The sequence below is a fragment of the Anaerotruncus sp. 1XD42-93 genome, from assembly GCF_009917605.1.
Taxonomy (GTDB): Bacteria; Bacillota; Clostridia; order Oscillospirales; family Ruminococcaceae; genus Anaerotruncus.
Genome location: NZ_QZEG01000013.1, coordinates 48,629 through 73,519, shown reverse-complemented (window position 1 = coordinate 73,519; position 24,891 = coordinate 48,629). Strand labels below are relative to the sequence as shown.

General features: G+C 53.9%; 22 protein-coding genes and 1 riboswitch. Of the genes, 6 read left to right on the top strand and 16 right to left on the bottom strand.

The annotated features are described in order from the left end of the window. Window positions 1-323: 323 nt before the first annotated feature. The 3 genes from hgdC to hgdB all read left to right on the top strand — a co-directional run bounded on the left by hgdC (window position 324) and on the right by hgdB (window position 3,615). Window positions 324-1,106: a (R)-2-hydroxyglutaryl-CoA dehydratase activase HgdC gene (gene hgdC / locus D5269_RS07385; RefSeq protein ID WP_016315274.1), complete on the top strand. Its 783-nt coding sequence runs from the start codon at window positions 324-326 to the stop codon at window positions 1,104-1,106. Window positions 1,107-1,198: 92 nt separating this feature from the next. Beyond that, window positions 1,199-2,473 carry a 2-hydroxyacyl-CoA dehydratase gene (locus tag D5269_RS07380; protein WP_016315273.1) on the top strand — a complete coding sequence of 425 codons (1,275 nt, stop codon included), beginning with the start codon at window positions 1,199-1,201 and terminating at the stop codon, window positions 2,471-2,473. Then, window positions 2,470-3,615, top strand: a complete 1,146-nt coding sequence (gene hgdB, locus D5269_RS07375) for a (R)-2-hydroxyglutaryl-CoA dehydratase subunit beta (protein ID WP_016315272.1) — start codon at window positions 2,470-2,472, stop codon at window positions 3,613-3,615. Before D5269_RS07380 ends, hgdB begins: the two co-directional genes overlap by 4 nt. 262 nt (window positions 3,616-3,877) lie before the next feature. Here the strand turns inward: hgdB and D5269_RS07370 are convergent, their stop codons facing one another. From D5269_RS07370 to D5269_RS07360, 3 genes are read right to left on the bottom strand one after another with little or no spacing between them, the layout of a single operon-like run. Continuing rightward, window positions 3,878-5,668 carry a hypothetical protein gene (locus D5269_RS07370; protein ID WP_120483753.1) on the bottom strand — a complete coding sequence of 597 codons (1,791 nt, stop codon included), beginning with the start codon at window positions 5,666-5,668 and terminating at the stop codon, window positions 3,878-3,880. 14 nt (window positions 5,669-5,682) lie between these two features. Continuing rightward, window positions 5,683-7,281 (bottom strand): hypothetical protein, encoded by a 1,599-nt coding sequence (locus tag D5269_RS07365; RefSeq protein WP_120483752.1) that lies wholly within the window; start codon window positions 7,279-7,281, stop codon window positions 5,683-5,685. Further along, entirely contained in the window at window positions 7,278-9,353 is a 2,076-nt protein-coding gene (locus tag D5269_RS07360; RefSeq protein WP_243126621.1) for an efflux RND transporter permease subunit, read from the bottom strand. The genes D5269_RS07365 and D5269_RS07360 overlap by 4 nt, the downstream gene beginning before the upstream one ends. Before the next feature lie 205 nt (window positions 9,354-9,558). Between D5269_RS07360 and D5269_RS07355 the strand changes: the two genes are divergently transcribed. Further along, the gene (locus D5269_RS07355) at window positions 9,559-10,149 is read left to right on the top strand and encodes a TetR-like C-terminal domain-containing protein (RefSeq protein WP_016315268.1); all 591 of its coding nucleotides are present in this window, start codon (window positions 9,559-9,561) and stop codon (window positions 10,147-10,149) included. A gap of 266 nt (window positions 10,150-10,415) precedes the next feature. On the opposite strand, the gene D5269_RS07350 is transcribed toward D5269_RS07355, so the two are convergent. Further along, window positions 10,416-11,228, bottom strand: coding sequence for an SDR family oxidoreductase (locus tag D5269_RS07350; RefSeq protein ID WP_158604852.1), 813 nt, complete (start codon window positions 11,226-11,228; stop codon window positions 10,416-10,418). A 248-nt stretch (window positions 11,229-11,476) separates the two neighbouring features. Between D5269_RS07350 and D5269_RS07345 the strand changes: the two genes are divergently transcribed. Then, complete coding sequence (locus tag D5269_RS07345; protein ID WP_016315265.1) at window positions 11,477-12,400, top strand: LysR family transcriptional regulator; 924 nt, start codon at window positions 11,477-11,479, stop codon at window positions 12,398-12,400. 47 nt (window positions 12,401-12,447) lie between these two features. On the opposite strand, the gene D5269_RS07340 is transcribed toward D5269_RS07345, so the two are convergent. The 6 genes from D5269_RS07340 to D5269_RS07315 form a co-directional block, all read right to left on the bottom strand. Further along, window positions 12,448-14,208 (bottom strand): NFACT RNA binding domain-containing protein, encoded by a 1,761-nt coding sequence (locus D5269_RS07340; RefSeq protein WP_120483749.1) that lies wholly within the window; start codon window positions 14,206-14,208, stop codon window positions 12,448-12,450. 102 nt (window positions 14,209-14,310) lie between these two features. Continuing rightward, window positions 14,311-14,886 (bottom strand): folate family ECF transporter S component, encoded by a 576-nt coding sequence (locus tag D5269_RS07335; protein WP_022788243.1) that lies wholly within the window; start codon window positions 14,884-14,886, stop codon window positions 14,311-14,313. Between the two features lie 72 nt (window positions 14,887-14,958). After that, window positions 14,959-15,056: riboswitch (THF riboswitch) on the bottom strand. A 294-nt stretch (window positions 15,057-15,350) separates the two neighbouring features. After that, window positions 15,351-17,009: a phosphoenolpyruvate--protein phosphotransferase gene (gene ptsP, locus D5269_RS07330; RefSeq protein WP_120483748.1), complete on the bottom strand. Its 1,659-nt coding sequence runs from the start codon at window positions 17,007-17,009 to the stop codon at window positions 15,351-15,353. Window positions 17,010-17,042: 33 nt separating this feature from the next. Next, window positions 17,043-17,300, bottom strand: a complete 258-nt coding sequence (locus D5269_RS07325) for an HPr family phosphocarrier protein (protein ID WP_120483747.1) — start codon at window positions 17,298-17,300, stop codon at window positions 17,043-17,045. Window positions 17,301-17,435: 135 nt separating this feature from the next. Beyond that, on the bottom strand, window positions 17,436-18,743 hold the full coding sequence (locus D5269_RS07320) for an AI-2E family transporter (RefSeq protein WP_016315260.1): 1,308 nt from the start codon (window positions 18,741-18,743) through the stop codon (window positions 17,436-17,438). Window positions 18,744-18,915: 172 nt separating this feature from the next. After that, complete coding sequence (locus D5269_RS07315; protein ID WP_016315259.1) at window positions 18,916-19,389, bottom strand: TspO/MBR family protein; 474 nt, start codon at window positions 19,387-19,389, stop codon at window positions 18,916-18,918. Between the two features lie 121 nt (window positions 19,390-19,510). On the opposite strand from D5269_RS07315, the gene nth reads away from it, so the two are divergent. Beyond that, window positions 19,511-20,161 carry an endonuclease III gene (gene nth / locus D5269_RS07310; RefSeq protein ID WP_016315258.1) on the top strand — a complete coding sequence of 217 codons (651 nt, stop codon included), beginning with the start codon at window positions 19,511-19,513 and terminating at the stop codon, window positions 20,159-20,161. Window positions 20,162-20,346: 185 nt separating this feature from the next. On the opposite strand, the gene hslO is transcribed toward nth, so the two are convergent. From hslO to yihA, 6 genes are all read right to left on the bottom strand, one after another. Further along, entirely contained in the window at window positions 20,347-21,216 is an 870-nt protein-coding gene (gene hslO, locus D5269_RS07305) for an Hsp33 family molecular chaperone HslO (RefSeq protein WP_016315257.1), read from the bottom strand. Window positions 21,217-21,232: 16 nt separating this feature from the next. Further along, window positions 21,233-21,982: a class I SAM-dependent methyltransferase gene (locus D5269_RS07300; protein WP_016315256.1), complete on the bottom strand. Its 750-nt coding sequence runs from the start codon at window positions 21,980-21,982 to the stop codon at window positions 21,233-21,235. Continuing rightward, window positions 21,982-22,269, bottom strand: a complete 288-nt coding sequence (locus tag D5269_RS07295; RefSeq protein ID WP_016315255.1) for a YerC/YecD family TrpR-related protein — start codon at window positions 22,267-22,269, stop codon at window positions 21,982-21,984. The genes D5269_RS07300 and D5269_RS07295 overlap by 1 nt, the downstream gene beginning before the upstream one ends. Window positions 22,270-22,362: 93 nt before the next feature. Beyond that, on the bottom strand, window positions 22,363-22,800 hold the full coding sequence (locus D5269_RS07290) for a hypothetical protein (protein ID WP_120483746.1): 438 nt from the start codon (window positions 22,798-22,800) through the stop codon (window positions 22,363-22,365). Window positions 22,801-22,928: 128 nt separating this feature from the next. Next, complete coding sequence (gene lysA / locus D5269_RS07285) at window positions 22,929-24,230, bottom strand: diaminopimelate decarboxylase (protein WP_120483745.1); 1,302 nt, start codon at window positions 24,228-24,230, stop codon at window positions 22,929-22,931. Between the two features lie 52 nt (window positions 24,231-24,282). Continuing rightward, a complete protein-coding gene (gene yihA / locus D5269_RS07280) occupies window positions 24,283-24,888 on the bottom strand; it encodes a ribosome biogenesis GTP-binding protein YihA/YsxC (protein ID WP_120483744.1) in 606 nt (201 codons plus the stop codon). Window positions 24,889-24,891 lie beyond the last annotated feature (3 nt).

Below are 24,891 nucleotides of genomic sequence, written 5' to 3'. Positions count from 1 at the left end.
ATATCATGTCGATGCTGTTCCCTCGCCATTTTTCTGCCCTCCTGCTACTTTGAGGACTATTATAGCACATTTCTATTGACGACACAACCTACGAGACCTCCTCCCCCGAGGATATCATTGAGAATACCGGCTTTGAGATCGATGTTTCCAAAGCGGTCAAGATTGACCCGCCCACTCCGGACATCATCAAGATCATCCGCGAGGAGATCGACCCGAAACAGGCATTCATCAAAGTTCCCCAGTAATCCCTCGTGATTCCGCGCCGGGCGTCCCGTTTGCGGGGATGTCCGGCGCTCCAAATTCCCAGATTAGGAAGGTATGCAATGAGTATCTACACGATGGGCATTGATGTCGGTTCGACATCCTCCAAATGCGTGATCCTCAAGGACGGTCAGGAGATCGTCTGCAAGTCGCTCGTTGCCTCCGGCACCGGCACCTCCGGCCCCGACCGCGCGGTTGCCGAACTGCTGGAAAAGAGCGGCTTGAAAAAGGAGGATATGTCCTATATCCTCGCAACCGGCTACGGCCGCAACTCAATCGACTGGGTAGACCAGCAGATGAGCGAGCTGAGCTGCCATGCGCGTGGTGCTTACCACCTGTTCCCGGAGGTCCACACCGTTATTGACATTGGCGGGCAGGACGTCAAGGTGCTCCAGATTGAGAATGGCGCGATGATCAATTTCCAGATGAATGACAAGTGTGCTGCCGGCACCGGCCGCTTCCTTGATGTCATGGCGCGGGTGCTCGAGGTCAATGTTTCCGACCTCGCCGAGCTGGGCGCGAAGTCTACCAAGAAAATCGGCATCAGCTCGACATGCACTGTCTTTGCGGAGAGCGAGGTTATCAGCCAGCTTGCGCAGGGAAGCGACAAATGTGACATCATCAACGGTATCCACCACTCGATCGCCAACCGGGTTGCCGGGCTTACCCACCGGGTCGGTGTGCGTGACCAGCTCGTCATGACCGGCGGCGTCGCCCAGAACAGCGGCGTGGTCAAGGCACTCGAGGAGGAACTGGGCCACACCATCTTCACCTCCCCGATCACCCAGTATGTCGGCGCGCTTGGTGCGTCCCTCTTCGCCTATCAGAAGGCGCTCAAAAAGTAGTTTCCCAGTTCCCGGAAAAAGCTCCCGGCATCCGCTCCTGACCGAGAAGTATGCCGGGAATCCAAGTTTTAGATTCGGAGGTATGAATCATCATGGCTGAAACCGAGAAAACCACGGCTGCGGCTCCTGCCGCGAAGCCGAAGAAAGAAGCCAGCCCCGCAACAAAAGCACTGCGCAAGGTCGTTTCCGACGTTTACGCTGCTGCGTGGACTGCAAAAGAACAGGGCCGTCCGATTGGCTGGTCCTCCTCCAAGTTCCCGGCCGAGATCGCCGAGACGCTTGGCCTTGCCGTTGTCTATCCGGAGAACCAGGCAGCCGGTATCGCTGCCCAGCACGATGGCGAGCGGATGTGCCAGATCGCCGAGGAGATGGGCTTTGACGCGGACATCTGCGGATATGCGCGGATCAGCCTGGCCTGTGCGAACGGCGCCATCACCACCAACGAAGGCCGCCGCGTACCCCGCCCGGACTTCGTCCTCTGCTGCAACAACATCTGCAACTGCATGACCAAATGGTATGAGAATATCGCCCGCATGAACAACTGCCCGCTGATTATGATCGACGTCCCCTACAACAACCATGTGGAAGTCGATGACAGCTATGTGCAGTACATACGCGGCCAGTTCGACGACGCGATCGTCCAGCTTGAGAAGATTTCCGGCAACAAGTGGGATGAAGAGAAGTTCAAACAGGTCTGCGCCAACGCCAACCGCACCGCAAAAGCCTGGCTGAAGGTCTGCGACTATCTCCAGTATAAGCCCGCACCGATGTCCGGTTTTGACCTGTTCAACCACATGGCCGACGTCGTAACCGCCCGCTGCAAGGTCGAGGCTGCTGAGGCGTTCGAACTGCTGGCTGAGGAACTCGAAGAGCATGTCAAGAACGGCACCTCTACCCTGCCGTTCCCCGAGCAGTACCGTGTCATGTTTGAGGGTATCCCCTGCTGGCCCGACCTGAAAGCGCTCTTCAAGCCGCTCAAAGGCAATGGCGTCAACGTCACCGCGGTCGTTTATGCGCCTGCGTTCGGCTTTGTCTACGATGATATGGACTCCCTCTGCCGCGCCTACTGCAAAGCGCCGAACTCGGTCTGCATCGAGCAGGGTGTTGACTGGCGTGAAGGCATCTGCCGCGACAACAAGGTGGATGGTGTTCTGGTCCACTACAACCGCAGCTGCAAACCGTGGAGCGGCTACATGGCCGAGATGCAGCGCCGGTTTACCAAAGACCTCGGCGTCCCCTGCGCAGGGTTCGACGGCGACCAGGCCGACCCCCGCAACTTCAACGCTGCCCAGTATGAGACCCGCGTACAGGGACTTGTGGAAGCGATGGAGCAAAACAAGCTCGCTAAGGAGGCCAAAGCGCAATGAGTATCGAAGTTTTGCTGAACGAATTTAAGGAAATTGCCGCCAACCCTGCCAAACAGCTCAACGACTGCAAGGCAGCAGGAAAAAAAGCGATCGGCGTTCTGCCGTATTTTGCGCCCGAAGAGCTGGTTTACGCCGCCGGTATGATGCCGTTCGGCATCTGGGGCAGCAACACCAAAACCATCAACCGCTCAAAGGAATATTGCGCAACCTTCTATTGCACCATTGCGCAGCTGGCGCTTGAGATGCTGCTTGACGGTACCATGGATCAGCTGGACGGGATCATCACCCCGACCATCTGCGACACCCTGCGCCCGATGTCCCAGAACTTCCGCGTCTCGATGGGCGACAAGATGAAGGTTATCTTCCTCGCACATCCGCAGAACCGCGCGAAAGAGTACGGCATTACCTTCTGCATGAGCCAGTACAGCAATATCCGCAAGGAGCTGGAAGAGCTGAAAGGCTCGCCGATCTCGGATGAAGCGATTTCGGAGGCGATCAAGGTCTATAATAAGAGCCGCGCCGCCCGCCGCAAATTCGTCAAGCTGGCGAACGAGCATTGCGATGTCATCACCCCGACCAAGCGTAGCGCAGTCCTCAAGGCTTCCTACTTCATGATGAAGGATGTCTATACCGAGAAGCTCGAGGCGCTCAATGCTGAACTGGAGAAACTGCCGGTTTGCAACTGGAAGGGCGTCAAGGTGGTCACTTCAGGCATCATCTGCGACAATCCCAAACTGCTCCAGATTTTCGAGGACAACAACATCGCGATTGCGGCAGACGACGTTGCGCACGAGAGCCGCATGATCCGTGTCGATGCACCCGAAGAGGGCGACCCGATACGCGCGCTCGCACAGCAGTTTGCGATGCAGGATTATGACGTCCTCCTTTACGATCCTGCTTCCGAGCAGAACCGCCGCGCTGAATTTGTTGCCCAGATGGTCAAAGACAGCGGTGCGCAGGGCCTTGTGCTCTTCATGCAGCAGTTCTGCGACCCCGAGGAGATGGAATATCCTTCGTTCAAAAAAGCGCTTGATGAGGCGGATATCCCGCACATCAAGCTCGGCGTTGACCAGCAGATGCGTGACTTCGGTCAGGCAAGCACTGCGATCCAGGCATTCGCCGACGTGCTCAGCACCCGCTAACCTCATTTTCTCCCATTAAAAACAGGAGGGAAAGCAAAGATGCTTTCCCTCCTGTTTTTGTCATCCACGCCATACGCGGCTGATAAAATAAAACCTTTCTCTGTTTTGGAGAGAAGACACAGGTCCGGACAGCCTCAAGCCAGACGCAAGTCCAACATATCTGGAAATCGGACTTCCGCTGCCGGAGAGCCTTTTGACCCATGCAAAAATGGGCTGCCAAAAGCGCTGTGCAAAAATTGCACAGCGCTTTTTTTATTCCCCGTCAGTTTTCTTTTTTTCCAAACGGGAGCAGATTTTTCAGCTTTTGCAGGAAACCGGGCTGTTCCGCCTCTTCCTCCGGCGGCACAGGCGTCTCTTCAACCTCGATCTCCGCAACTTTCATCACAAACTGTACTGCATCTACCTCGGTATTTTTAGAGCTGACGAACGAGGGCATCACAAATTCTTTATTGCGGTATTCCTCCATCATCTCGTCAATCCGGTCATCCACCTCAGTGTCCATGTCCCAGGTCTTATCGCGCAGTTCGGTCGTGCCATCGGTCAGCTCAATGGTGCCATCTTTCAATTCAAGTGCACCATCGTAGAGCTGGTCGGAACCGTCGCGCAGATCGACTGTCCCATCATACAGCTCCTTGGCACCCTGTTTCAAGTCCTGTGCGCCGGTGCTCAGCTCGCTCATGCCGCCGCGCAGTTCCCGAATCCCGTCATACAGATCGTAATACGCACCGGAGAGCGTGTCAGCCCCCTCGGTATACTGATGAATCCCCGCATTTAATGCAGGATAGCTCCCCGCGAGCTGCCCGATCCCTGCATCAATCGCGGCGTACCCGGCCCGGAGCTGTTCCAGAAGTTTGATCTGATCGTCGATCATCGCTAACAGCATCCCCTGATCCTCCATCGAGAGGGTGAGCGATTCCGGCGGATTGCCCGAATCCATCATCGGCTGCACCTGTGCCTTGCGGAGCTGATCTCGCTGTTTGGAAAACATCGCGATCAACTGGTCAAGCTGTGCAAGATATTGCTCTGAACCAGCTTCAATCTGTTTCAGCCCCTGTGCGACCTGCTCTGAACCGGCGGTCAATGCGTCCGACTGGCTGGTGAGAGTGTGCAGCCCAACCCGGAACGCCTCCGCGCCGTCGGTCAGTGCCTCCGACCCATCCGAGAGCTTTTCCACACCCTTTTTGAGGTCCTTTGTCCCATCGAACAGGTCATATGCGCCGTCCTCAAGGTCGATTGCACCATCTTTCAGTTCGGTCACGCCGTCCTGTAACTCGGTCACACCGTCATCCAATTTGGCCGCTCCGTCATCCAGTTCCACCGCACCATCCTGTAGTTCGTAAACCTTATCCATCAATTCGGCGGTGTCCGGGTCGTCGATATTGAGGGTAAGTGGGATTCCGTTGATCTGGATCCCGCTCATCTCGAAATCGGTTACATCTGTCGATATGGAAAACGATTTTTCCTTGTTCGCCAGTACAATATAGGAAAGCTGTTTGTTCTCGCCCACATTGGCAACCGTCGCGTCCGGGGCAACGATATTTTTGCACCGCTCACTATCGAGCAGGATCGTTGCCTGCAATGCGAAATTTTCCAGATAGAGCGGGTTCGCGCTGTGGTTCTGGGTCAGGCTCACCTGCATCTCAAGATGGCCGCTCTTCCCGGCAAGGTCTTCCCCGCTGACTGATTTCCCATCAAGCGTGTAAGAAATCCCAACCTTCCACGGCATTTCACGCGTTTTGAGCGTCCCCTGATAGTAGAACTTCCCGGCGGGCACATCCACTGTCACCTGCCCGTTCTGGAGCGAGAGCGGTGCAGTGGTTGTCAGGTTGCGCACCGCGCTGTAGTCCCCATAATCGGTGATCTTTCCTGGCTGGGCAAGTTCAAATACATTGACCACATAAATTTCATCGACCGAACCATCATGGTTAAGGTTGACATAGACCACCTCATCTTTGGAGGTCGGGCTCCCCTCTGCAAAGGTCTGTGTTCCGATCACACAGGGCATCGACACCGCCAATACCATCGCCCATGTGCGCCTTGTGATTGATTTCATTTCAAAAAGCCTCCCTATTCATCCTCTTGCAGGGTAAATTCCGGTTTGGACAGGAGAAGCTCCCCGTTTCTTCCATCCGGTCTGTCGTAATAGGTGCGGGAATTGCCCGCCTTGTCTTTCAATACCGCTTTCACCAGCCGGTAGGTTCCGCCTGTCTTGGTTTTTGTCCCCTTGAGGGTCCCGGTGAATCGGTTTCCTTCCCGGTGCACCAGATCAACCGAAACCGCTTTTCCGCTGTAACTCTCAAATCGCAGCTTCACCGAATCCACACCCGAAAAATCGTCGGTCACAACCGCGTCCACTCGGATCAGCTTGCCAGTATCAGCGGTTTTCGGACTGACCTGTACACTATGCAAAACCGGCGCTGTCTCATCCGCCGAACCCGTAACCCGGCTGTTCACCGCAAACGAAACCGTCTGCGGCAATGGGAGCTTGTGGTTGGATTCCTTGACGTCTGCCGGACGGCAATACGCCTGATAATTTTTGGCCCGATCCGTCACGCCCACATTATCGAGCAGGAATGTCCCCGCTGGTTCACTTTTTTTGACCTCGAGCGTGCCGGTAAAGACACCGTTTTTTCCGTCTTCGGTCTTTAACACCTTGCTCAACGTCCGCCCGTTTGCCGGATTTTCAAACCGCACCGTGATATGGTCGATCCCAATGCCGTTATCCGAGACCTGCACCCGCAGCCGGTAGTTCCAGTGGTCCCCTTCAGCTCCCTCCGGGGTGACTTCCACCAGCTCCAGACGCGGTTTGGAAAGGGCGTTGTTCCGGTTTCCCGCTGTCACCGTGAAACCACAGGAAAACGGCAACGGAAGATCGTCCTCGATCGTTGTGCTGGTGCTGTAGCTCTGTTTGTTGCCCGCTACGTCCTCCACCGACATCCGCGAAAGGACAAACTGTCCCGCCGGTTCCTGCAACGGTACTTCCAGTTCCGCCTGATAGGATCCGTCCGGTTGCCGGTCGTCCCGGTCGGCGGTGCAGAGAATCTTGCGCCCATTAGCAGGGTTTTGGAACACCAGCGTTGCCTTTTTCAGCGAAGCGGGGGTACCATCCAGCCGGAAGGACAGCAACGCGGTACCGCCCGGCCCAATCTCCTGCCTGCTGAGGGTACATCCTGACACAACAGGCTGGGTGGATTCCCGTACCACCGTAAACGAGGCCGGCTGTCCCTCCAAAAGATAGGACTCGTCGTCCGACCGGCGCATATCCTTGCGCTGGTAGTAATACCGGCTGATGTTCTCTTCACGGTCGGTCAGCTCGACCGATTTCACCTGGTAGACGCCTGCCTGTGCAGACGCTGGAATATGTAGGGTGCCGCCATACCGTTCGTTGATGTCCGACTCCTCCGATGTTTCCCGCAGGGTGAACGAAAGCTGTCTGCCCGATTCGCTCTGGAACCGCACGACGATCTTCTCTATCCCGTCTTCGTCCACTGCGTCCAGCCCAAGCTCGATCTCCCCGCCCGGCAGGGTGGTGGTATTCCCATACAGGGTGATCCCGCGAAACTCCGGGGCGTCCCCATCTCCATCCGCAAAAGCCACGATAGGCGCCACAGCGAGGGCAACCGCCACAGATGCCGCGAGCAATTTCTGGACTCTCTGTCTGTTCATACCTGCACCTCCTCCCGGTTTTCTGCTAGTGTGTAAAAATGGAGCTTCCTGGTGGTCCTTTTGATTACCGGCTCCATATTGGCGAGCATGGATGGCAGAAATACCAGTACCAGAATCGCCGAGAGCACCGCGCCGCGTGCGATCAAAATACCGAGCTGGCTGATAACCCCATTGGTTGAGATCAGGCCGAGGACCAATCCCGCCGAGGTCAGGATTCCGCCCGAGGTCAGGATGCTGCCCGCCGTGTCCTGAATCGTCCGAGCCGCGCACTGTTTTTTCGGCATCTCCGCCCGATTTTCCAGGTAGCGGTTGGTAAACAGGATCGCATAGTCAACCGTCGCGCCAAGCTGCACCGAACTGATAATCAGATAGCCGATATAGTTGAGGGTCTGCCCGGTGAAGTAGGGAACCGCCAGATTCAGAAAGATCGAAGATTCGATCGTCAGCAACAGGAAAAAAGGCAGGGTAAACGAATGGAACGTGAGCAGGAGGATCAATGCGATTGCACCAATCGAGATCAGGTTGACCTTAATGCTGTCAGCAGTGATCGTATCCTTCATGTCATAGACGTTTGCAGTCTCCCCCGCCAGATGATAGCCCTCCGGATAATAGGTACCCGCCAATTCCCGCAGCTTCTCAACGAATGCGAAGGTCTTTTCACTTTCAGGAGGCACCCGCGCCATCACGACCATACGGGTGTATTCGTCCGAATTGAGCATCTTGAGCGACTCCTTGGGCACATACTGCTCAGGGATTGACCGTCCCACATTTTCGACAAATGAGAGTACGGAAGAAACCTCCGGAAGTGCTTTGAGCGCATCGTTCAGCTCCTGCTCGTTTGCAGAATTGCCTTTTGGCAGGAGCAGCGCATAGGATGCGGACTCCCCGAATAGGTCGTTGATCGCGTCCCGGTCGTTGACAACCTGGGACCCTGGCGCCGCCATGCCCGACATCCCATACATAAATGAAATCTGCTTCTGCGCAAGGTAGCTGGGAATCAGGCAGACCAGCAGACAGATGGTGACAAACCCTTTGGCGCGGTCTGCCCAGCGTGCGGTCCGCTCGAAGGTCGGCATAAACGAGCGGTGCTGCGTGCGGTCGATCAGCTTATAGCAGCACATAGTCAGGCAGGGCATAAACAGCAGCGTCACCAAAAGGGAGATGACAATTCCTTTAGAGAGTACATATCCCATGTCCGGGCCGATCTTGAACCGCATAGCGATCAGGGCTGCAAAACCAACCACAGTGGTCAGGCCGCTTGAGAGGATTGATGCAGCCGATTTGGACACCGCAATCGACATCGCGTCGATCGCTTCGTACCCTTCCCGGCGGATTTCCTCAAACCGGTCGACCAGGAAGATCGCATAGTCCATCGAGCAGGCGAGCTGTAGGATTGCGCCGGTCGTCTTGGTAATGAACGAAATCTCCCCGAATATCAGATTGGTACCCATATTAAGTACGATCGCGATCCCGACGTTCAGCATAAACAGCACCGGCTCAAACCAGGAGGAGGTTGTAAACAGCAGGATCGCAAACATCAGCGGGATGATAATGCTCATCATATGTTTGATCTCCGCGCTGGTCGAAACCTGGGCATTTACCGTATCGACCGGGTTCCCGCTCATCGCGCCTTCCTCCCCGATCAGCTCCCGGATCTGCGCCAGCGTCTGCTGTTGTTCCGCCTCACTCACCACGATCGAGAAGAGTGCGTTTTTATCCTTATACCAGTCCTCGACTGTTTTCTGGCTCTGTACCTCAAGCGGCACCTTGATGTCCACCTGGTCGTCCAGCCAGTTGATGTCCTCCACTCCCGGCAGCGCTTTGATCCGCTCTTTATAGTCGAGTGCCTCCGGAATGGAAACATCCCGCACCATCACCCGCAGGTTTGGCACCGACTTTTCATAGGATTCGTCCATCACATCAAGCGCGATGGTGGAGGGCGCCTCATCTGGCAGATAGTCGATCATATCATAGTTGGTCCGCACCTGAAAGGTCATGATCCCACAGAGCACCGCCGCTGCCAGAAACAGGATTAGAACCAGCCCGCGCAGCCGCAGCATCCATTTTACCACTTTTTCCAAGTTGATCCCCCGCATTCCGTCTATCAGTCTATTCATTTCGTTGTCAAATAATAAACTGTTGTTGACTATTCTTACAGGAGATATTATAATAAACGTAAGACAAAAATACCATAGTCAATTTAACGGCAGAAAGTCCTTTAAAAGACAATTTGATAGCATTTGTCTATTATTCTCGAAAAAAAGAGGTGAAATTTTTATGAACGAAAAACAGGATGATCGAAGGGTCCGAAAAACAAAGAAAGCGCTGCGGGAAGGATTTGCTGTTCTGCTTGCCCAGAAAAATATTAAGGATATTTCGGTTCGGGAGCTGACCGACCTTGCTGACCTGCATCGCGGCACCTTTTATCTGCACTATCGGGATATCTACGACCTGTACGCTAATATTGAAGAAGAGATGGTCAGCGATGTTGTAAACATCCTGGATGCCTACCGGTTCAAACCGGGGGAATCGCCGTTCCCACTGATCCTTGAGCTGATTAACTATCTCGCCGAAAATGCCCAGCTCTGCCGGTCATTTCTCAGCCGCAACGGGGACATGGCATTCGTCGAACACCTGAGCGATCTGATCCGCCGAAAATGCCTGAGCGATTGGCTCGACCTCTACCGTGGGGGCAGCAACGACACCCAGAGGTTCGAATTTTTCAGCGCTTTTCTCGTTTCCGGCTGTGTAGGTGTACTGCGTCACTGGCTCGATACCGGGATGCTCCAGAACCCCAAAGAGATCTCCGAACTGCTCGAACAGATGGCAACACAGGTCATCTCGGCCCTCTCAAGTTCCAAAACCTAGAGGAAAGGAAAACGTAAACTGGCTTGGGAACGCCATTGGCGCTCCTCAAGCCATTCTTTTTTGGAATGTTGCCCCAGTTTGATTGACAATGGGGTGACAAACGTTTAAACTTAAAAGAAGGAGGGATTTCTGTGAAAACGGCCGGAAAGGCACCGCCTTTCAGCAATGCCTTTCCGACCTTTCACAAGATATATAGGGGGCGTTGGAATCCGGACCGGGAAAAGTCCGGTTCCAATTTAAGAAGTAAGCTGTTTTTATTCTGCCGCTCAGGAGAAGAAGCCACCGCCAACCGGAATATGCGCACCGGTGATAGAACTGGAAGCATCACTTGCCAAAAAGAGCAGCACACCTTGCAGTTTTTCATTCTCTTCGAGAGACTCAATCTGGGAACCCAATCCGGTTTCCCCAAGAGGCACCTGATTTTCCACAGTCCAGCTAGGCTTTGGGCAGAGCGTGTTCACCCGGATCCCCTTACGTGCGGAAAATGCGGCCAACATCCTCGCATATTGCGAAATCGCTGTTTTGGCTGAGTCATAGGCGGCGTCCGGCAGCGGACAGAATGTATCCGCACCCTCCTCCACATTCGATTCGGCTGCGGAGAAGGTAAAGATGATTGATCCGCCACGATGCTCCTGCATAAGCTGTTGAACGAGCCTTCCGGTCTGGAATATGTTGTCCAGATTTTCATGCAGCGCCAGCTTCCAGCTCTCCTCCGAAACGAGCGCCTCTTCCTCCACCTGGATTCTCGTATTGATATGGGCGACATCAATCGTCCCCATCTCCTGCAACAATTCTTCCCGAAGAGCATCCAACTGCTCATCCCCCAGATTGTTGCAGCAGAACACCGCAACTTTTACATCGAATCGTTCTTCAAGCTCTTCTGCAAGCCGTTCCAGCTGGTCGCTGTCTCGTTCATCTCCCAACAATGCCAAATCGGCTCCTGCTTCTGCAAAGGCCATAGCAGAGCTTTTTCCGATTCCATCAGCCGCTTTTGTCACCATCGCTTTTTTGCCCTTCAGTGAGAACAGGTCAAAAATATTTGTTTTGCGTTCCACTCGAGCATCCAGCGGATGATCCATAGGTTTCATCCTCCTTCTGTAAAGTAGATTTGGAAGCAGCTATGTCGAATTGAGGTTGTCCTTCCGTGAGATTTTGTCTTTCTGTTACTTATCATACCATATGAAATGAAAAAATTCCAATCTTTTTTATTTATATGACGTCCATAACTAAAATTTATGGCCTTCATAAAAAAGAGCATATTATACATAAATTTGGTGGTTAGCTTTTTGCATAATATACAAACACCCAATAGAAAGGAGGATGTAATATGCAGATTCAGCAGTTGGAATACCTGATGAAAGTAGTGGAATGTGGCTCAATTACCCGCGCTGCACAGCAGCTTTTTCTGAGCCAGCCCAGTCTGACCAAATCGATTTCCAATCTGGAAAGCGAATATCACATTAAAATTTTCGACCGCAGGCCAAAAGGCATCCAGCTCACACCGGAGGGAAAAGAGTTCCTCTACTATGCGCAGAATGTTCTGAACGCGATCCGTTCTCTGGATAAGGTCTTTGAGGATGGGTTTCGTTCTGGACGTCACATCCTCTCAATCGCTTCGCAGCAGTTCTCGTTTCTATATGACCTAATCCTGCAAACCTACCGGCAGTTTGAATCCCATTCGATCCATATTGATCTGCTCGAGGCAGACAGAGGGGAGATTGTAGAGGCCGTGATTGGCCGGACCGCAGACATCGGGCTGATTGTATGCAGCCATATAGATGCCCGTCCGTTTCACTGGCTGGTCAATGACAAAAATCTGGAAGTACATGTGATTGATTATTCCAACATTTATGTCAGTGTTGGCCCAAAATCCCCCCTATACAATGCAGAAAGTGTCCGGCCTGAAGAGCTTGTAGATCAGCTTCAGATCGTCCTCGATATGGAAGATGATACTAAATCAGGTGTTTATTCCAAAAAAGAGGGGCACATCAATACGCATCATGTTTTTTTCTGCAACTCGCTTGCTTCCTGCATCCATTTCCTGCTCCGGACCGATGCATTTGCTTTCACCCAGAAATGGGTCATTGATTCCCTCGAAAAAACGCCGATCCGTTCGATCCCGCTGGAAAGCCGCTCCCAGTCGAATGAGCTTGTCTGGGTGAAACGCACCAACGAAGCCACCAGCGAGGTGGAGAAGCAGTTCCTGCATAATCTTTATAATCATTTTGGGAACTCAATCCCACCACTTTAATCTCCATAGCGAAAGGGAGCCTCCTGGATCAGGAAGCTCCCTCTTTTTTATCTGTTCTGCGCAAGGCGTTCCACCAGTTCGCTATCCGGATCAACGATCGCGGTCTGATAAGGCTCATAGAGCACCAGCCCTGGTTTATTTGCGGGATGCTTGCGCACATTACGGATTTCGGTATAATCGACAGGTACTTTTCCCGATTCCCGCGCATTCGAGTTATATGCGGCAATCACCGCCGCCTGCTCGAGCGTACGGTTGGGGACCGGCCTGCCCTCGGTCACCACCACCACATGCGATCCGGGTATCTTCTGGGTGTGGAACCAGATGTCATGGTTGCGGCTGTCTTTGAGGGTCATGCGGTCATTCTGGGTATTGTTGCGGCCGCAGAGGATGGGAAATCCGTCATCCGAGAGATATCGCAGAGGCGGGAGTTTCTCCTCCTTCATCCCACGTCGTGTCGGATTGCGCAGATAGCCCTCTGAGGCCAGCTCCGTACGGATGGCAGCCAATTCACTGTCCAGCGAGGCACGTGCAAGCTCATCGAATACAGTGTCAAAATATTGCAGCTCTGCCTCCCCCTGCTCGATCAAGGTTTTCAGCTTCTTTTCGGCGGTATCTGCCTTCCGGTAACGGGCGTAGTAACGCTGCGCGTTCTGGGAAGGGGTGAGCATCGGGTCAAGCGTGATTTCCACCCGGGGACATCCCTCCTCATAGTAGTTTTCCACCACAGCAAGGGACATCCCCTTTTCCAGTGCATAGAGGTTAGAATTGAGCAGGTCTCCATAGACTTTCCAACGCTCCCGTCCCGCTGATTCTTTCAGCTCTTCCCGCTGCGCCGCCAGCTTACGGGTCACCCGCTCCGAAAGATTGACCAGCAGCCTGAGCAGGTCGGAACTGCGCTGGTGCATCCGGTCGATCCGGTCGCGCTCGCTATAAAACAGGTCAAGCAGCTCGCTGTAACGTTCATACGTCCGGCAGACCAATGTGTGCCCGTATTGGTTGATGTCTAGGAAGGTGAAATCCTTCGGCTTGCCCGCAGCATCAACCAGCATGGTTGGCGTAGTCTCGCCTGCGCGCAACCGGTCTGAAAGCTGGGAAAGGTAAAATTTCAACCGCATGGTCTGTTCTTCATCCAGCTGGGAGACCGTCCGCTCGTTCCCCCTGGTGACACTATGCGCAATCTCCCGGCAGATCAACGGGCTGAATCCCTCCAGCGCCTGGAGGAGTGCTTTGGAAAGCTCGCAGTCAGGCCCGGACCAAAGGCGGCTGACAATCTGCGCCGGCGGCGCCTGGCGGACATCCAACCGCTGCTGCGCCGGCACAAGCACATATCCCTGTCCTGGCAGGATCGGACGCACCCGAGACATCTCAGGGCTGATCCGCTTGATCGCGTCGACGACCGTCCCATCCGGAGAGACCAGGATAATATTGCTGTGCCTGCCCATGATCTCGACCGCGAGTGTCATCACCACCCGATCCCCCATCTCATTGACCGTCTCAAACAGAAAATGCAGGATACGGTCAAGCCCGATCTGCCGCACTTCGACCAGCTTTGCCCCGGTCAGATGCTTGCGCATCAGCATACAGAACATGGGCGGGGACTTGGGATTGTCCTGCGGCCGGGCAGTGAAATGCAGACGTGGGTTGGATGCGGACGCCGAGATCAACAGTTTATGATTGCCGCCCTGCGCGCGCATCGCGACCACAATCGTCTCTTTTGCAGGCTGATGGATCTTGTCCACCCGCCCGCCAACTATGACCGCCGAGATCTCCTGCTGGAGCTGGCTGAGAAAGATTCCGTCTAAAGGCATAATGTTTCTCCTGTAAATTTTTTGTATTTTCTTCTGTAAAGCAAAATGCCGAACGCATGAAACAGGTGGCTGAGGCAGGCGGCAACTCGAGGATTTCCCTTTTCAGACGCGCCCCGGTATCCGCATACGCACAACTGCCCGCAGCACAAAATAGAGCATTGCGGTTTCGATCGGGAGCATGATTGCATTTTTCACCAGACGCGCTGCGACCAGAACGGTGTAGGACTGTCCATAAAGAATCGAGAGCCAGAGGGGATTCAGGATCAGGCTATTGACCGTCGTGACCGCCAGTTTCGCCAGAAAAACCCGAGGGAGTGTAGGCTGTTTCCGATAGAGAAAAATACCATAGAGGAAACCGACTGCAAATTCACTGATCGTAAACCCGATAAAATAGGCCTCGCCATTGTTCCTGACGAAGAACCGCAGGATATCCACCATTGCGCCCAGAGAGCCGGTCAAAACAGGGCCATAAAGCATCCCCGAAACCGCGATCGGCAGAAAGGTGAAGCTAATACGCATCAGCTGCGAAAGGAACGCGGTGGTGAACTGATGGATTACGATGCTGACCGCTGTCAGCATTGCCCCACCGGTGAGCGCCCGGATCGAATGCAGCTCACGCACAGAATCGTGAATCATGCCCGGCAGTGCGCAGACCTCTGCGCCAAAGGATTTTACCATTTTTAACACAAAAAAACTCCTTTCATGTAACAGTAAGCTACATGAAAAGAGAATTTTTTTCTCTTTTTATGCAGCAGCGGGATGCGAAACCGGCACCGCAAGGGTTCCTTTTCGTCCGCCTGACAACTCCCCGTCCAGGCAGCACTTAACGCGCCGGTTTCTACTCTGCTTTTGTCCTGTTTTTATGCCGTTATACGGCTATCATAAAATGCAGCCACTTCCTATTTGCCTGAAAGTGATTTGGCTATAGAACCGAAACACTCCCAAAGAACCAAACCTTTCTTTGGAAGTCTACGGCCTTTTGGCCGCAGAGAGCCGCCAATGGCGTCTCTATTCCACGCTATATAGCCAGCAAGCATATTTATGCCTGATTGTGGGTATCTGCCCGCTGCTTGAATACCGAATGGATTTCAAGCAGGCTGACTTTATCATAACACATTTTTGAGCAGTTGCAAGAGATTTTTTCAAACGCGGGACATAAAATGCTCTTTTTCCGTTGACAGATTGATTGAAAGCACCTTTTCACGCATCTCCAAAATGGAAGCCGGCGTTACCGAAAGCTCGGTGACTCCCATCCGCAGATAATGTTCGGTCAGCCGGCGGTCAGCCGCAGATTCCCCACAGACGCCGCACCATATCCCATGCCGGCGGGCGCTCTCAGCAGCAATCTGCACGAGGCGCAGCACCGCCGGGTTGCGGGGATCGTAAAGGTCGCCGACCTTCATATTCATCCGGTCGACCGCGAGGGTATACTGGGTCAGATCGTTGGTCCCGATTGAGAAAAAATCCACCTCCGGTGCAAACAGGTCGCTCAGGAGCGCGGCCGCAGGGGTTTCAATCATAATTCCCAGCTCCATGTCCCCATAGGGAATCCCTTCCTGTTCCAGTTCCTCCCGGCAGATCTCCACCAGTTCCTTTGCCTGCCGGATTTCATCCAGAGAAATAACCATCGGAAACATGATCGCAAGATGTCCATACAGTGCTGCACGCAGGAGCGCCCGCAGCTGAGTTTTGAAGAGCGCCTGTTCTTTCAGGCAGATTCGGAGTGCGCGGTAGCCTAGGGCGGGGTTCTCCTCCGCCGGCAAGGAGATGCCCGGCGCCGCCTTATCTGCTCCCAGATCCAGCGTGCGAACCACCACCCTCCGTCCGTTCATCCGCTCGAGAACCGATCGGTACGCTTCGAACTGCGTCTGCTCGGACGGAATTCCACCATATTCCATATAGAGGAACTCGGTTCGGAACAGGCCGACTCCCTGTCCGTCGTTTGCAAGTACCGAATCCACATCCGACGGATGCCCGATATTCCCATAGATTTCTATTTCAACACCGTCCTGTGTGCGGCTTGGCACCCCTTTCAGCGTTTGCAGCCGTTCCCGATAGAGCTGGTATTCCGCCTGCTTGCAGTGGTAATCCTTGAGCAGCTTGTCCGGAGGGTTGGCGATCAAAACGCCATTAAAACCGTCCAAAACAATCATGTCTCCGTCAACCAGCTCCGCAAGCTGATCCCCCAGTCCAATCACAGAGGGAATCCCCATCGTCCGCGCCAAAATCGACGAATGGGATACCTGCGACCCGCCGCTTGTTACAAATCCAAGCACCCTGTCACGGTCGAGCTGGATCGTTTCACTGGGCAGCAGGTCCTTTGCAGCAATGATAATCTGCCCCTTGATCTGGGAGACATCATAAGCCGCCTCCCCCTGTAAAAGGCGGACCACCCGACTGGAAATATCAATCATATCCGCGCTGCGCTCCCGCAGATAGGCGTCCTCCATTGCGGAAAACATCTGGGCAAACCGCTCTCCCGTTTGCTGGGCAGCATATGCTGCGCTATAGTGGGATTTTGCGATCAGCTCGTGGACACTGTTGACATAATCGTTATCCCGCAGCAGCAGCTGATGGATTTCAAAAATGATAGATTCCTCTGGCCCCACGGTGTTTTTGGCCTTCTGGTGCAGTTCCTCAAGCATCTCGATCGCTTTGAGACGCGCTTCCTCAAACCGTTCCATCTCCAGAACCGTGTCAACTACAGTGTCGCACTCGACCCGCTTTACCACATTATCAATAAAATGTACTTTTCCAATCGCAACGCCCCGAGAAGCCCCTATTCCGGTAAGCCTTTTCACGGAATCACCTCCAGATGATTGATCATCCCTGGCTCAAAATGTGTTTTCACAGAACCTTTTCAAAAGCTCTGCTTCTTCTTCCTCTTTCGGACCTTCCAGCTTGAATTTAATGGCGTCGCCACAGCGGATCCCCAGGCTCATCACGCCGAACAACCGCCTTGCATCTACTTTCCTCCCCTTTTTTACAACCACGATACGGGAAGAAAGTTCCCCTGCTTTTTTTACAAGAAGGCTGGCGGGGCGCGCATGAAGCCCCAGTTCATCCCGAATGGTATAACGAAATTCTTTCATTGAAAGTTCCTCTGCATGGCCTTACTATTTGTTCCCATTATAATCCGCCTTTTCGGTTCCGTCAACTATACTGTCTCAAAATTTTGCAGGATTTTTAAAAAAGGGATGCAAAAACCCTTTGCACCCCTTTTGCTCCTATTCTTCCTCTTCCTCCTCCGAAGGCTTCTTTTTTCCGATCGGCTGGACTGTGTGCGCCCGGCGGCCGACATGGAATTTTTTCTCCTTCGAGGCACTCTTCCCCGATGGATCTCGCGGCAGCGGGGCTTCCGGGGAACAGTAGCTGTCCAGCTCGACCGGCATGCTCCGCAGATACAGGCGGGAGTCAATCAGCTTGCGTATCAGCATCAGGATAACCGACCAGACTGGCACACCGAAGAACATCCCCAAAAAGCCGTAAAGCCCGCCAAACAGCATAATGGAAAAGACCACCCAGAAGGCGGAAAGCCCGGTTGAATCGCCCAGAATCTTGGGGCCGAGGATGTTGCCGTCAAACTGCTGCAACAGAAAGATGAATACAATAAACCAAAGGGATTTGATCGGATGATCAATCAGAATGATAAAAAACGAAGGGATCGCACCGATGAAGGGGCCAAAATATGGGATCACGTTGGTGACGCCCACAATCACCGAAACCAGCATGGTATTTGGCATATTCATGAGGGTCATACAGATAAAACAGAGGATGCCGATGATGAGAGAATCGAGCAGTTTGCCGCTGATAAACCCACCAAAAATACGGTTTGCATCGCTGCTCAACTCCAGCAGCCAGTCAGCATTTTTATTCGGCAGGAACGCATAGAGAATCTTTTTGATTCCCGCGCAGAACCTCTCCTTGTCGCTCAACATGTAGATCGAAACGATCACCCCGACAATGACCTGCAACAATCCGGATGCGAAGTTGGTCGAGAAGGTCACCACCCACGGTACCAGCTTCTTCAGGGTATCCAGCGTGGTCTGCGCGATCGTGTCCGCATACTGTCCAATATAGGTCGAAAGGGTTGTCGGCAGGTCAATTTCAGGAAAATAGGAAAGCAGAACCGGCATCCAGGTGTCCGCTGTGTTTACATAAACTGTCAGCCGATTGATCAGACGCGTCAAACTCAGGACGAGCTGCGGCATCACGATCCCACCAAACGCGGCAATCAGCCCTGCGGCAAACAGATAGGTCAGCAGGATACTCAATCCACGTTTTGGTCGGTCGTTGATCCGGTCTCCCAGCAGGCGGTCAAGGCAATCATGCTCAAAAAACTTCAGCACCGGGTTGAGCAGATAGGCGATCGCAAACCCATAGATAAACGGCGTGAGCAGCCCGACAACCAGTTCAATTTGCCGCTCAAAATATTTGAGATTCCCCAGAAAACCGCTAAACAGTGCCGCTGCTGCCAACACCAAAAACGCATATAGCGCAATGGTGTTATAACGCTTGTTAAATTCAAACTTCATATAAAAAATTTCACGCTTCCATTTCTGTCATTTTGTCCTGTAGGGAAATCCGAACCAACCGGCAGATCCAACCCGTCTGCTGTCGGCAAAAATGCCCCACGATTATATCCTTTTGCCATAAGGGTGGGCTAACTGTGTTATACTTTTCACATATTATAGCATACTGTTCCAGCTAATTCAATACTGCAATAGATTTATTCAGCAGCATGGCAAAGACCAGCCAGACCAGATAAGGCGTCATTAGCCAGAGGGTGCGGCGGTCAATCAGTGCGAAGCAAATTATGGTTGCCAATGCAAGCAGAAAGATAGTGCAAAGCAGCCGAAACGCCCAGGCATACGCGCCCCAGCGGAAGAAAAGCGGGCTCCATAAAAAATTCAGAAAAAGCTGTACCAGATAAAAGGTCATCGCCTGGGTACGGGCTTCCCCTTTTGGGGACTCCATCACCAGATAATATGCAGCTGCAATCAGCAGATAAAGCACCGGCCAGACAACGGCAAACACCCAGTCGGGCGGCGCAAACCATGGCAGGTTCAGTGTCTGATAGATTCCCTTGACATCCCCTGAAAGCCGGTTGCTTAGAAACCCGCCTCCCATAGCAAGTGCAATGGAAGCGATCAGCGGTTTTGCCCGAATCTGTGCAGTCATCTTGTTTCCCCTTTCCCAAAAACAGTTTCTTCAAAGTATAGGGCGAATTTCTCCAAAATATGCTTCCAGATTTGACGCCGGGCATTTCGGATGGTATCATATAGGCGAGGAGGGGTTCCCAATGACAAAAAAAGAAACCGCGCAGATGGCGGTTGAACTGCTCAAGCAGGAATATCCGGATGCGATCTGTTCGCTCACCTATACCCGCCCCCATGAGCTGCTGATTGCCACCCGTCTCGCCGCGCAATGCACCGATGTGCGGGTCAACATTGTGTGCAAGGATCTGTATGCCAGATATCCTTCGGTTCAGGCATTTGCCGAGGCCGACCTTACCGATGTTGAAGAATGCATCAAATCCTGTGGGTTGTATAAAACCAAGGCCAAAGACATCATTGCAATGTGCCGGATGATAATGGAGCAGTATGGCGGGGAGGTCCCGGATTCTCTGGAAGAACTGGTCAAGCTCCCCGGCATCGGACGCAAAACCGCCAACCTGATGATGGGGGATATTTTTCACAAACCGGCGATCGTCGTCGATACCCACTGCATCCGCCTAACCAACCTGTTGGGGCTTTCGGAAGGCAAAGACCCGGTCAAGGTTGAAAACCAGCTGCGGCCCTTGCTCCCGCCTGAGGAATCCAATGATTTCTGCCACCGTTTGGTGCTGCATGGGCGGGCAGTCTGCGTTGCGCGGCGTCCGCAGTGCGACCGGTGTGTTCTGAACGTCTGCTGCAAACATTATCAGGAGACCTATCATCCGGGGAGCGCTTAAAAAACAATAAAAAGTTTCGCCAGCCCTTGCTGCGGTCGGAACGCCGCATCCTGTTTTTCCGGGCAAAAGTAGGCGTTGGAGCAGGAGGAAAAGCCTCCGCAGAGAAAGAAGCCGCGCAGATTCTTGGAATCTGTGCGGCTTCTTTCTTGCAGGAAATCAAATGTCAGATTGCATTTTCAGAGAACCTACCGAATCAGCCTGCGCAGATCGTCACGGGTAAACAGGTACTTTTTGCTGCAAAAATGGCAGCCGACTTCGGTTGTCTCCTGCTCATCGATCATGCTTTGCAGCTCTTCCCTCCCGATGCTGACCAGTGCACGCTCCACCCGCTGGCGCGAGCAGCTGCACCGGTAGCTGATTTCCGTTTCCTCCAACAGGTCAGGGCTGAACCCGTCCAGCACTGTGTGGACGATTTCAGCCGGCGTCATGCCGCTTTGAATCATCTCGGTGACCGGCCTGACCTTCTCCAGGGATTGTTCAAGCTTCTGGATCACATCCTCCCCCGCGCCCGGAAGGAGCTGGATCAGGTAGCCGCCCGCCGCCCGGACGCTCAAGTCCGGGTTGACCAGCACCCCCAGTGCGCACACAGCCGGCGTCTGCTCGCTGACCGCATAATAGCTGGTGACATCCTCGGCAATCTCGCCCGAAATAATCGGCACCGAACCGGTCGCCGGCTCGGGAAGCCCCACATCCTTGATTACTGTCAGCGTGCCCTGCCTGCCAACCGCACCCGCGACATCCAGTTTCCCATACTGGTTGAGCGGAATTTCAACAATCGGGTTGGCAACATAGCCGCGCGGATTACCATGGCTGTCCGAAACTGCGATCAGCGAACCGGCAGGCCCATCCCCCGCCAGACGGACGGTAACGCTGTCGGTATCATTTTTCAGCTGGCTCCCCATGATCGAAGCCGCGGTAATCAACCGCCCCAACGCAGCGGTGACGGTTGCGGATGGTTGATGGATCCGTTCCATCTCCGCGACCACATCGGTCGAATCCACCGCGGTGCAGACACAACTCCCGTCAGCAGCGATTGCTCTTATCAGTTTTCCCATAACATTTCTCAAATCCTTATCTTTCTCGTTTGCGGGCAAGATAAACCGCCCGCTGGGTATCCTCCTGCACAGGGTCGAACGTATCCCCGGCATACACCCCGAGCAGCTCATATCCCGCCTCTTCCAGCCAGCCGCAAAGCTGGTCATGGGAATAGGCCCGTTCAAAAAAATGCTCTTCCTCCCGGAAATAAGCGTCCCCATCCCGCTCGAACAGGTCGATCGAGATCTCCGTACGCAGGTCCTGACTGGTCGTATTCTGCCAGACACAGTATACCTCGTCAAAGTCATAGACAAAGGTGTTGTCCGCCAGGATTTCCCGATGCTTGTACTCGGTGTTCACGTCGAACACAAACAGCCCGCCCGGAACCGTGAAGAGCGAAACCCGCTCAAACGCCTTCCGGACGGTATCTGGATCATCAATATGGTTGATCGAGTCGAGCGCGCAAACCGCAGCGTCGACCGTCCCGTACAGGTCGAGCCGGTCAAACGGCTGGCAGAGGAACAGAACCGGACGGTCCCCGCTGTTTTTGGCAGCTGCCTCCGAAAGCATCTCGGCGCTTGCGTCCACACCGATCACATCGTATCCCAGCTCGGAAAACGCAACCGACAGGCTCCCGGTTCCGCAGGCAAGGTCGAGCAGGATGGTCTGTGCGGTGACCGGTATCCATGTCCGGATCATCTGGTCGAAATACCCCGCGCGCGCCGGATAGTCGATCTCCCCTGTCAGCAGATCGTACCACGCGGCAAATGCACTTCCATAGGCCATCAGTTGCGCACCCGTTCGAACACCACCTGATAACCGTCGCTGCCATAGTTGAGCGAACGGTTTACCCGGCTGATCGTGGCTGTGGATGCGCCGGTTTTGGCGACAATATCGCTGTAAACCCGTCCTTCATTGAGCATCCGGGCCACCTCCAGCCGTTGCGAAAGAGCTTTCAGTTCCTGGACTGTGCAGAGGTCTTCAAAAAAATGGTAGCATTCATCCATCGTCTTTAAGGCCAGAACTGCCTTGAACAGGTATTCCACATTTACATCCTTTAGCTTAGTATTCACGAGGATCCCCCTAAAAATAAAAGTACAGACTTCTTTTATTTTATCATTTTAGAGTGTGAAAGTAAAGAGTTTTTCTACATCAATGTGAAATTTTTAGCGATTTTGTTGAGTCAGGGTGCCCGCCCACGAAGACGCCTTCTGTCCACCTAAAAAAAGGACGCCTCTAACCTGGTAAGTGTACGCACTGACCCGGACCATCGTCTCAAGGCTGCGAGAATGCCCATCATCCGAGCCATTTTCGGAGAAAATCGTATCCTCCACGAAGAGGAACCGACCGGTGAATCGTCCAAGCGATGGATTGTACGACTCCCATCCGATCACCGGCGGGGTCTGTCCGGCGGGAATCTGATAGTTGTTGTAAAACCGTACCGGCTGTGGGAAGCCCACTTCAAGATGGCCGCCAATCGTCCAGTCCCCGTTTTCCCGGGAAATCCGACTCTCCCCGGTAAACGGGAACCGGTTTTCCTCTTCATCGTAATAGCTGCCGCTGGCGATCCAAACCCCACTCTGCAACAAAAATGTATGCTCCATCTTTCATCCCTCTTTTCCATCAAAAACCGCCCGTCCCAGCCTGGGGCAGGCGGCATCCGCTTTTCTATTATCAGAATAGCTGACAGTTTAAGCCGCGCGCTGGATTGCTATAGAATCTGAAGCACCGCTTACAGCAGATCATTGCGGATGATATCGTCGAGCGTCTCCCGCCTGACCACCACCCGATCTTTCCCATCCCGGAGCATGACAACCGCAGGTTTTGGGATACGGTTATAATTGGAGGCCATCGAGTAGTTATACGCACCGGTGGAGAGCACCGCAATGATGTCTCCCGCCTGCACCTCCTGAAGCGGCATCCTTTCTCCGATCAGGTCTCCGCTCTCGCAACATTTTCCAGCGATCGTAACCGTACGCAGACGGGGCTGGGACGCCTTGTTCGCGACCATCGCTTCATATTCGGACTGGTAGAGGATATAGCGCGGGTTGTCGCACATCCCGCCATCGACCGCCACATAGGTGCGGACACCGGGGATCTCCTTGACCGACCCGACGGTATAAAGGGTGACCCCGGCAGGCCCGACGATCGAACGGCCCGGCTCAATCACGATATAGGGGGTGTTGATCCCCAGCGCCGCACAGGATTTTTTGACTGTCTCGGAAACCTGCATCATATAGCGGTCATATTGCACCGGGTCATGCTCGGGCAGATATTTGATCCCAAAACCGCCGCCCAGATCGAGAATCTCAAGTGCCAGGCCAGTTTTTTCCCTAATCTCGGCGATGAATCCGAGCATCACTTCGGCAGCGTGCTCGAACGGCTCGATGTCAAAGATCTGTGACCCGATATGGCAGTGCAGGCCCTTCAGTTCGATCCCTTCCATCCCTGCCGCCATCCGGACCGCCCCAAGCGCTTCACCCGTCTCTAACGCAAACCCGAACTTGCTGTCAATCTGTCCGGTGCGGATAAAGGCATGGGTATGCGCATCCACCCCCGGCTTGATCCGGAAGAGGATGCTCGCTTTCTGGTTGTGGCTGATTGCAAGCTGGTTGAGCAGTTCCAGTTCGGACAGGTTGTCAACCACGATCTGCCCGACCCCGTACTCCAGTGCAGCAAGCAGCTCCTGTACCGTTTTGTTGTTGCCGTGGAAAAAGATACGTTCGGGCGGGAAACCGACGCTCTGGGCGGTATACAGCTCCCCGATCGAGACGACATCCAGCCCCAGCCCCTCTTCCATCGCGATCTTGCAGGCCGCCTTACAGCAGAACGCCTTGCTCGCATAGGTCACAAGCCCGCGCCCGCCATAATACTTGTTGATCGACTCGCGGTAGCTCGCGCAGGCGCGCCGGATCTCATCTTCATCCATCACATAAAGCGGGGTTCCATAGGTCTGCGCCAGCTCGACGGTATCCCGCCCGCCGATCGTCAGATGCCCAAGCGCGTTCAGCCCCAAACAGTCGGAAACAAACATTGTCTAATCATCCTTTTCGCGCGCAGGACCCGCCTGCGTTTCTAGTTGACCCCTATTCTGCCGCATCTGCGGCGCATTCTGCCTCGATTTCGGCAATGATCTCTTTCACCGCGTCCACCCCATCCCCTTTTTCAGACGAAAACGGGATCATCGTGATCTGATCCGCACAGGGCAGCTCGGAGCGCAGCGCGTCCAGACGCTCCTGCTGCTGTTTGAGGGAGAGTTTGTCCCGCTTGGTCAGGATCACCACAAACGGGAATTCGTGGTCAATCAGGAAATTGACCATCATCAGGTCGTCCGCGGTCGGCGGATGGCGCATATCAATCAGCTGGAACACCAGCTGCAGATTGCGGTCCTGTGCAAAGTAGCCTTCGATCAGCTCCGCCCAGCGGCGTTTTTCCCCCTTGCTGACCTTCGCATAACCGTAACCGGGCAGATCGACAAACCGAATCCCATCCACATGGAAAAAGTTAATCGTTGCGGTCTTGCCCGGCACGCAGGAAACACGCGCAAGCTGTTTGCGGTTGAAAAGCTTGTTAATCATTGAGCTTTTCCCGACGTTCGACCGGCCTGCAAACGCGATTTCCGGCAGGTCAGACGCCGGAAGCTGCTCGGATGTGCCATAGCTCGCCTCAAATTTCACGTTATGATAGTTCATCTT

Bases quoted from the DNA above. Each gene is read 5' to 3' on its own strand.
- lysA (WP_120483745.1), bottom strand. From the start codon at position 24,230: ATGTTTGTTTCCGACTGTTTGGGGCTGAACGCGCTTGGGCATCTGACG.
- yihA (WP_120483744.1), bottom strand. From the start codon at position 24,888: ATGAACTATCATAACGTGAAATTTGAGGCGAGCTATGGCACATCCGAG.
- D5269_RS07365 (WP_120483752.1), bottom strand. From the start codon at position 7,281: ATGAACAGACAGAGAGTCCAGAAATTGCTCGCGGCATCTGTGGCGGTT.
- D5269_RS07350 (WP_158604852.1), bottom strand. From the start codon at position 11,228: ATGGATCATCCGCTGGATGCTCGAGTGGAACGCAAAACAAATATTTTT.
- hgdC (WP_016315274.1), top strand. From the start codon at position 324: ATGAGTATCTACACGATGGGCATTGATGTCGGTTCGACATCCTCCAAA.
- D5269_RS07345 (WP_016315265.1), top strand. From the start codon at position 11,477: ATGCAGATTCAGCAGTTGGAATACCTGATGAAAGTAGTGGAATGTGGC.
- D5269_RS07355 (WP_016315268.1), top strand. From the start codon at position 9,559: ATGAACGAAAAACAGGATGATCGAAGGGTCCGAAAAACAAAGAAAGCG.
- D5269_RS07380 (WP_016315273.1), top strand. From the start codon at position 1,199: ATGGCTGAAACCGAGAAAACCACGGCTGCGGCTCCTGCCGCGAAGCCG.
- D5269_RS07320 (WP_016315260.1), bottom strand. From the start codon at position 18,743: ATGAAGTTTGAATTTAACAAGCGTTATAACACCATTGCGCTATATGCG.
- D5269_RS07325 (WP_120483747.1), bottom strand. From the start codon at position 17,300: ATGAAAGAATTTCGTTATACCATTCGGGATGAACTGGGGCTTCATGCG.
- hslO (WP_016315257.1), bottom strand. From the start codon at position 21,216: ATGGGAAAACTGATAAGAGCAATCGCTGCTGACGGGAGTTGTGTCTGC.
- hgdB (WP_016315272.1), top strand. From the start codon at position 2,470: ATGAGTATCGAAGTTTTGCTGAACGAATTTAAGGAAATTGCCGCCAAC.
- D5269_RS07370 (WP_120483753.1), bottom strand. From the start codon at position 5,668: ATGAAATCAATCACAAGGCGCACATGGGCGATGGTATTGGCGGTGTCG.
- D5269_RS07315 (WP_016315259.1), bottom strand. From the start codon at position 19,389: ATGACTGCACAGATTCGGGCAAAACCGCTGATCGCTTCCATTGCACTT.
- D5269_RS07290 (WP_120483746.1), bottom strand. From the start codon at position 22,800: ATGGAGCATACATTTTTGTTGCAGAGTGGGGTTTGGATCGCCAGCGGC.
- D5269_RS07340 (WP_120483749.1), bottom strand. From the start codon at position 14,208: ATGCCTTTAGACGGAATCTTTCTCAGCCAGCTCCAGCAGGAGATCTCG.
- D5269_RS07300 (WP_016315256.1), bottom strand. From the start codon at position 21,982: ATGGCCTATGGAAGTGCATTTGCCGCGTGGTACGATCTGCTGACAGGG.
- nth (WP_016315258.1), top strand. From the start codon at position 19,511: ATGACAAAAAAAGAAACCGCGCAGATGGCGGTTGAACTGCTCAAGCAG.
- D5269_RS07335 (WP_022788243.1), bottom strand. From the start codon at position 14,886: ATGGTAAAATCCTTTGGCGCAGAGGTCTGCGCACTGCCGGGCATGATT.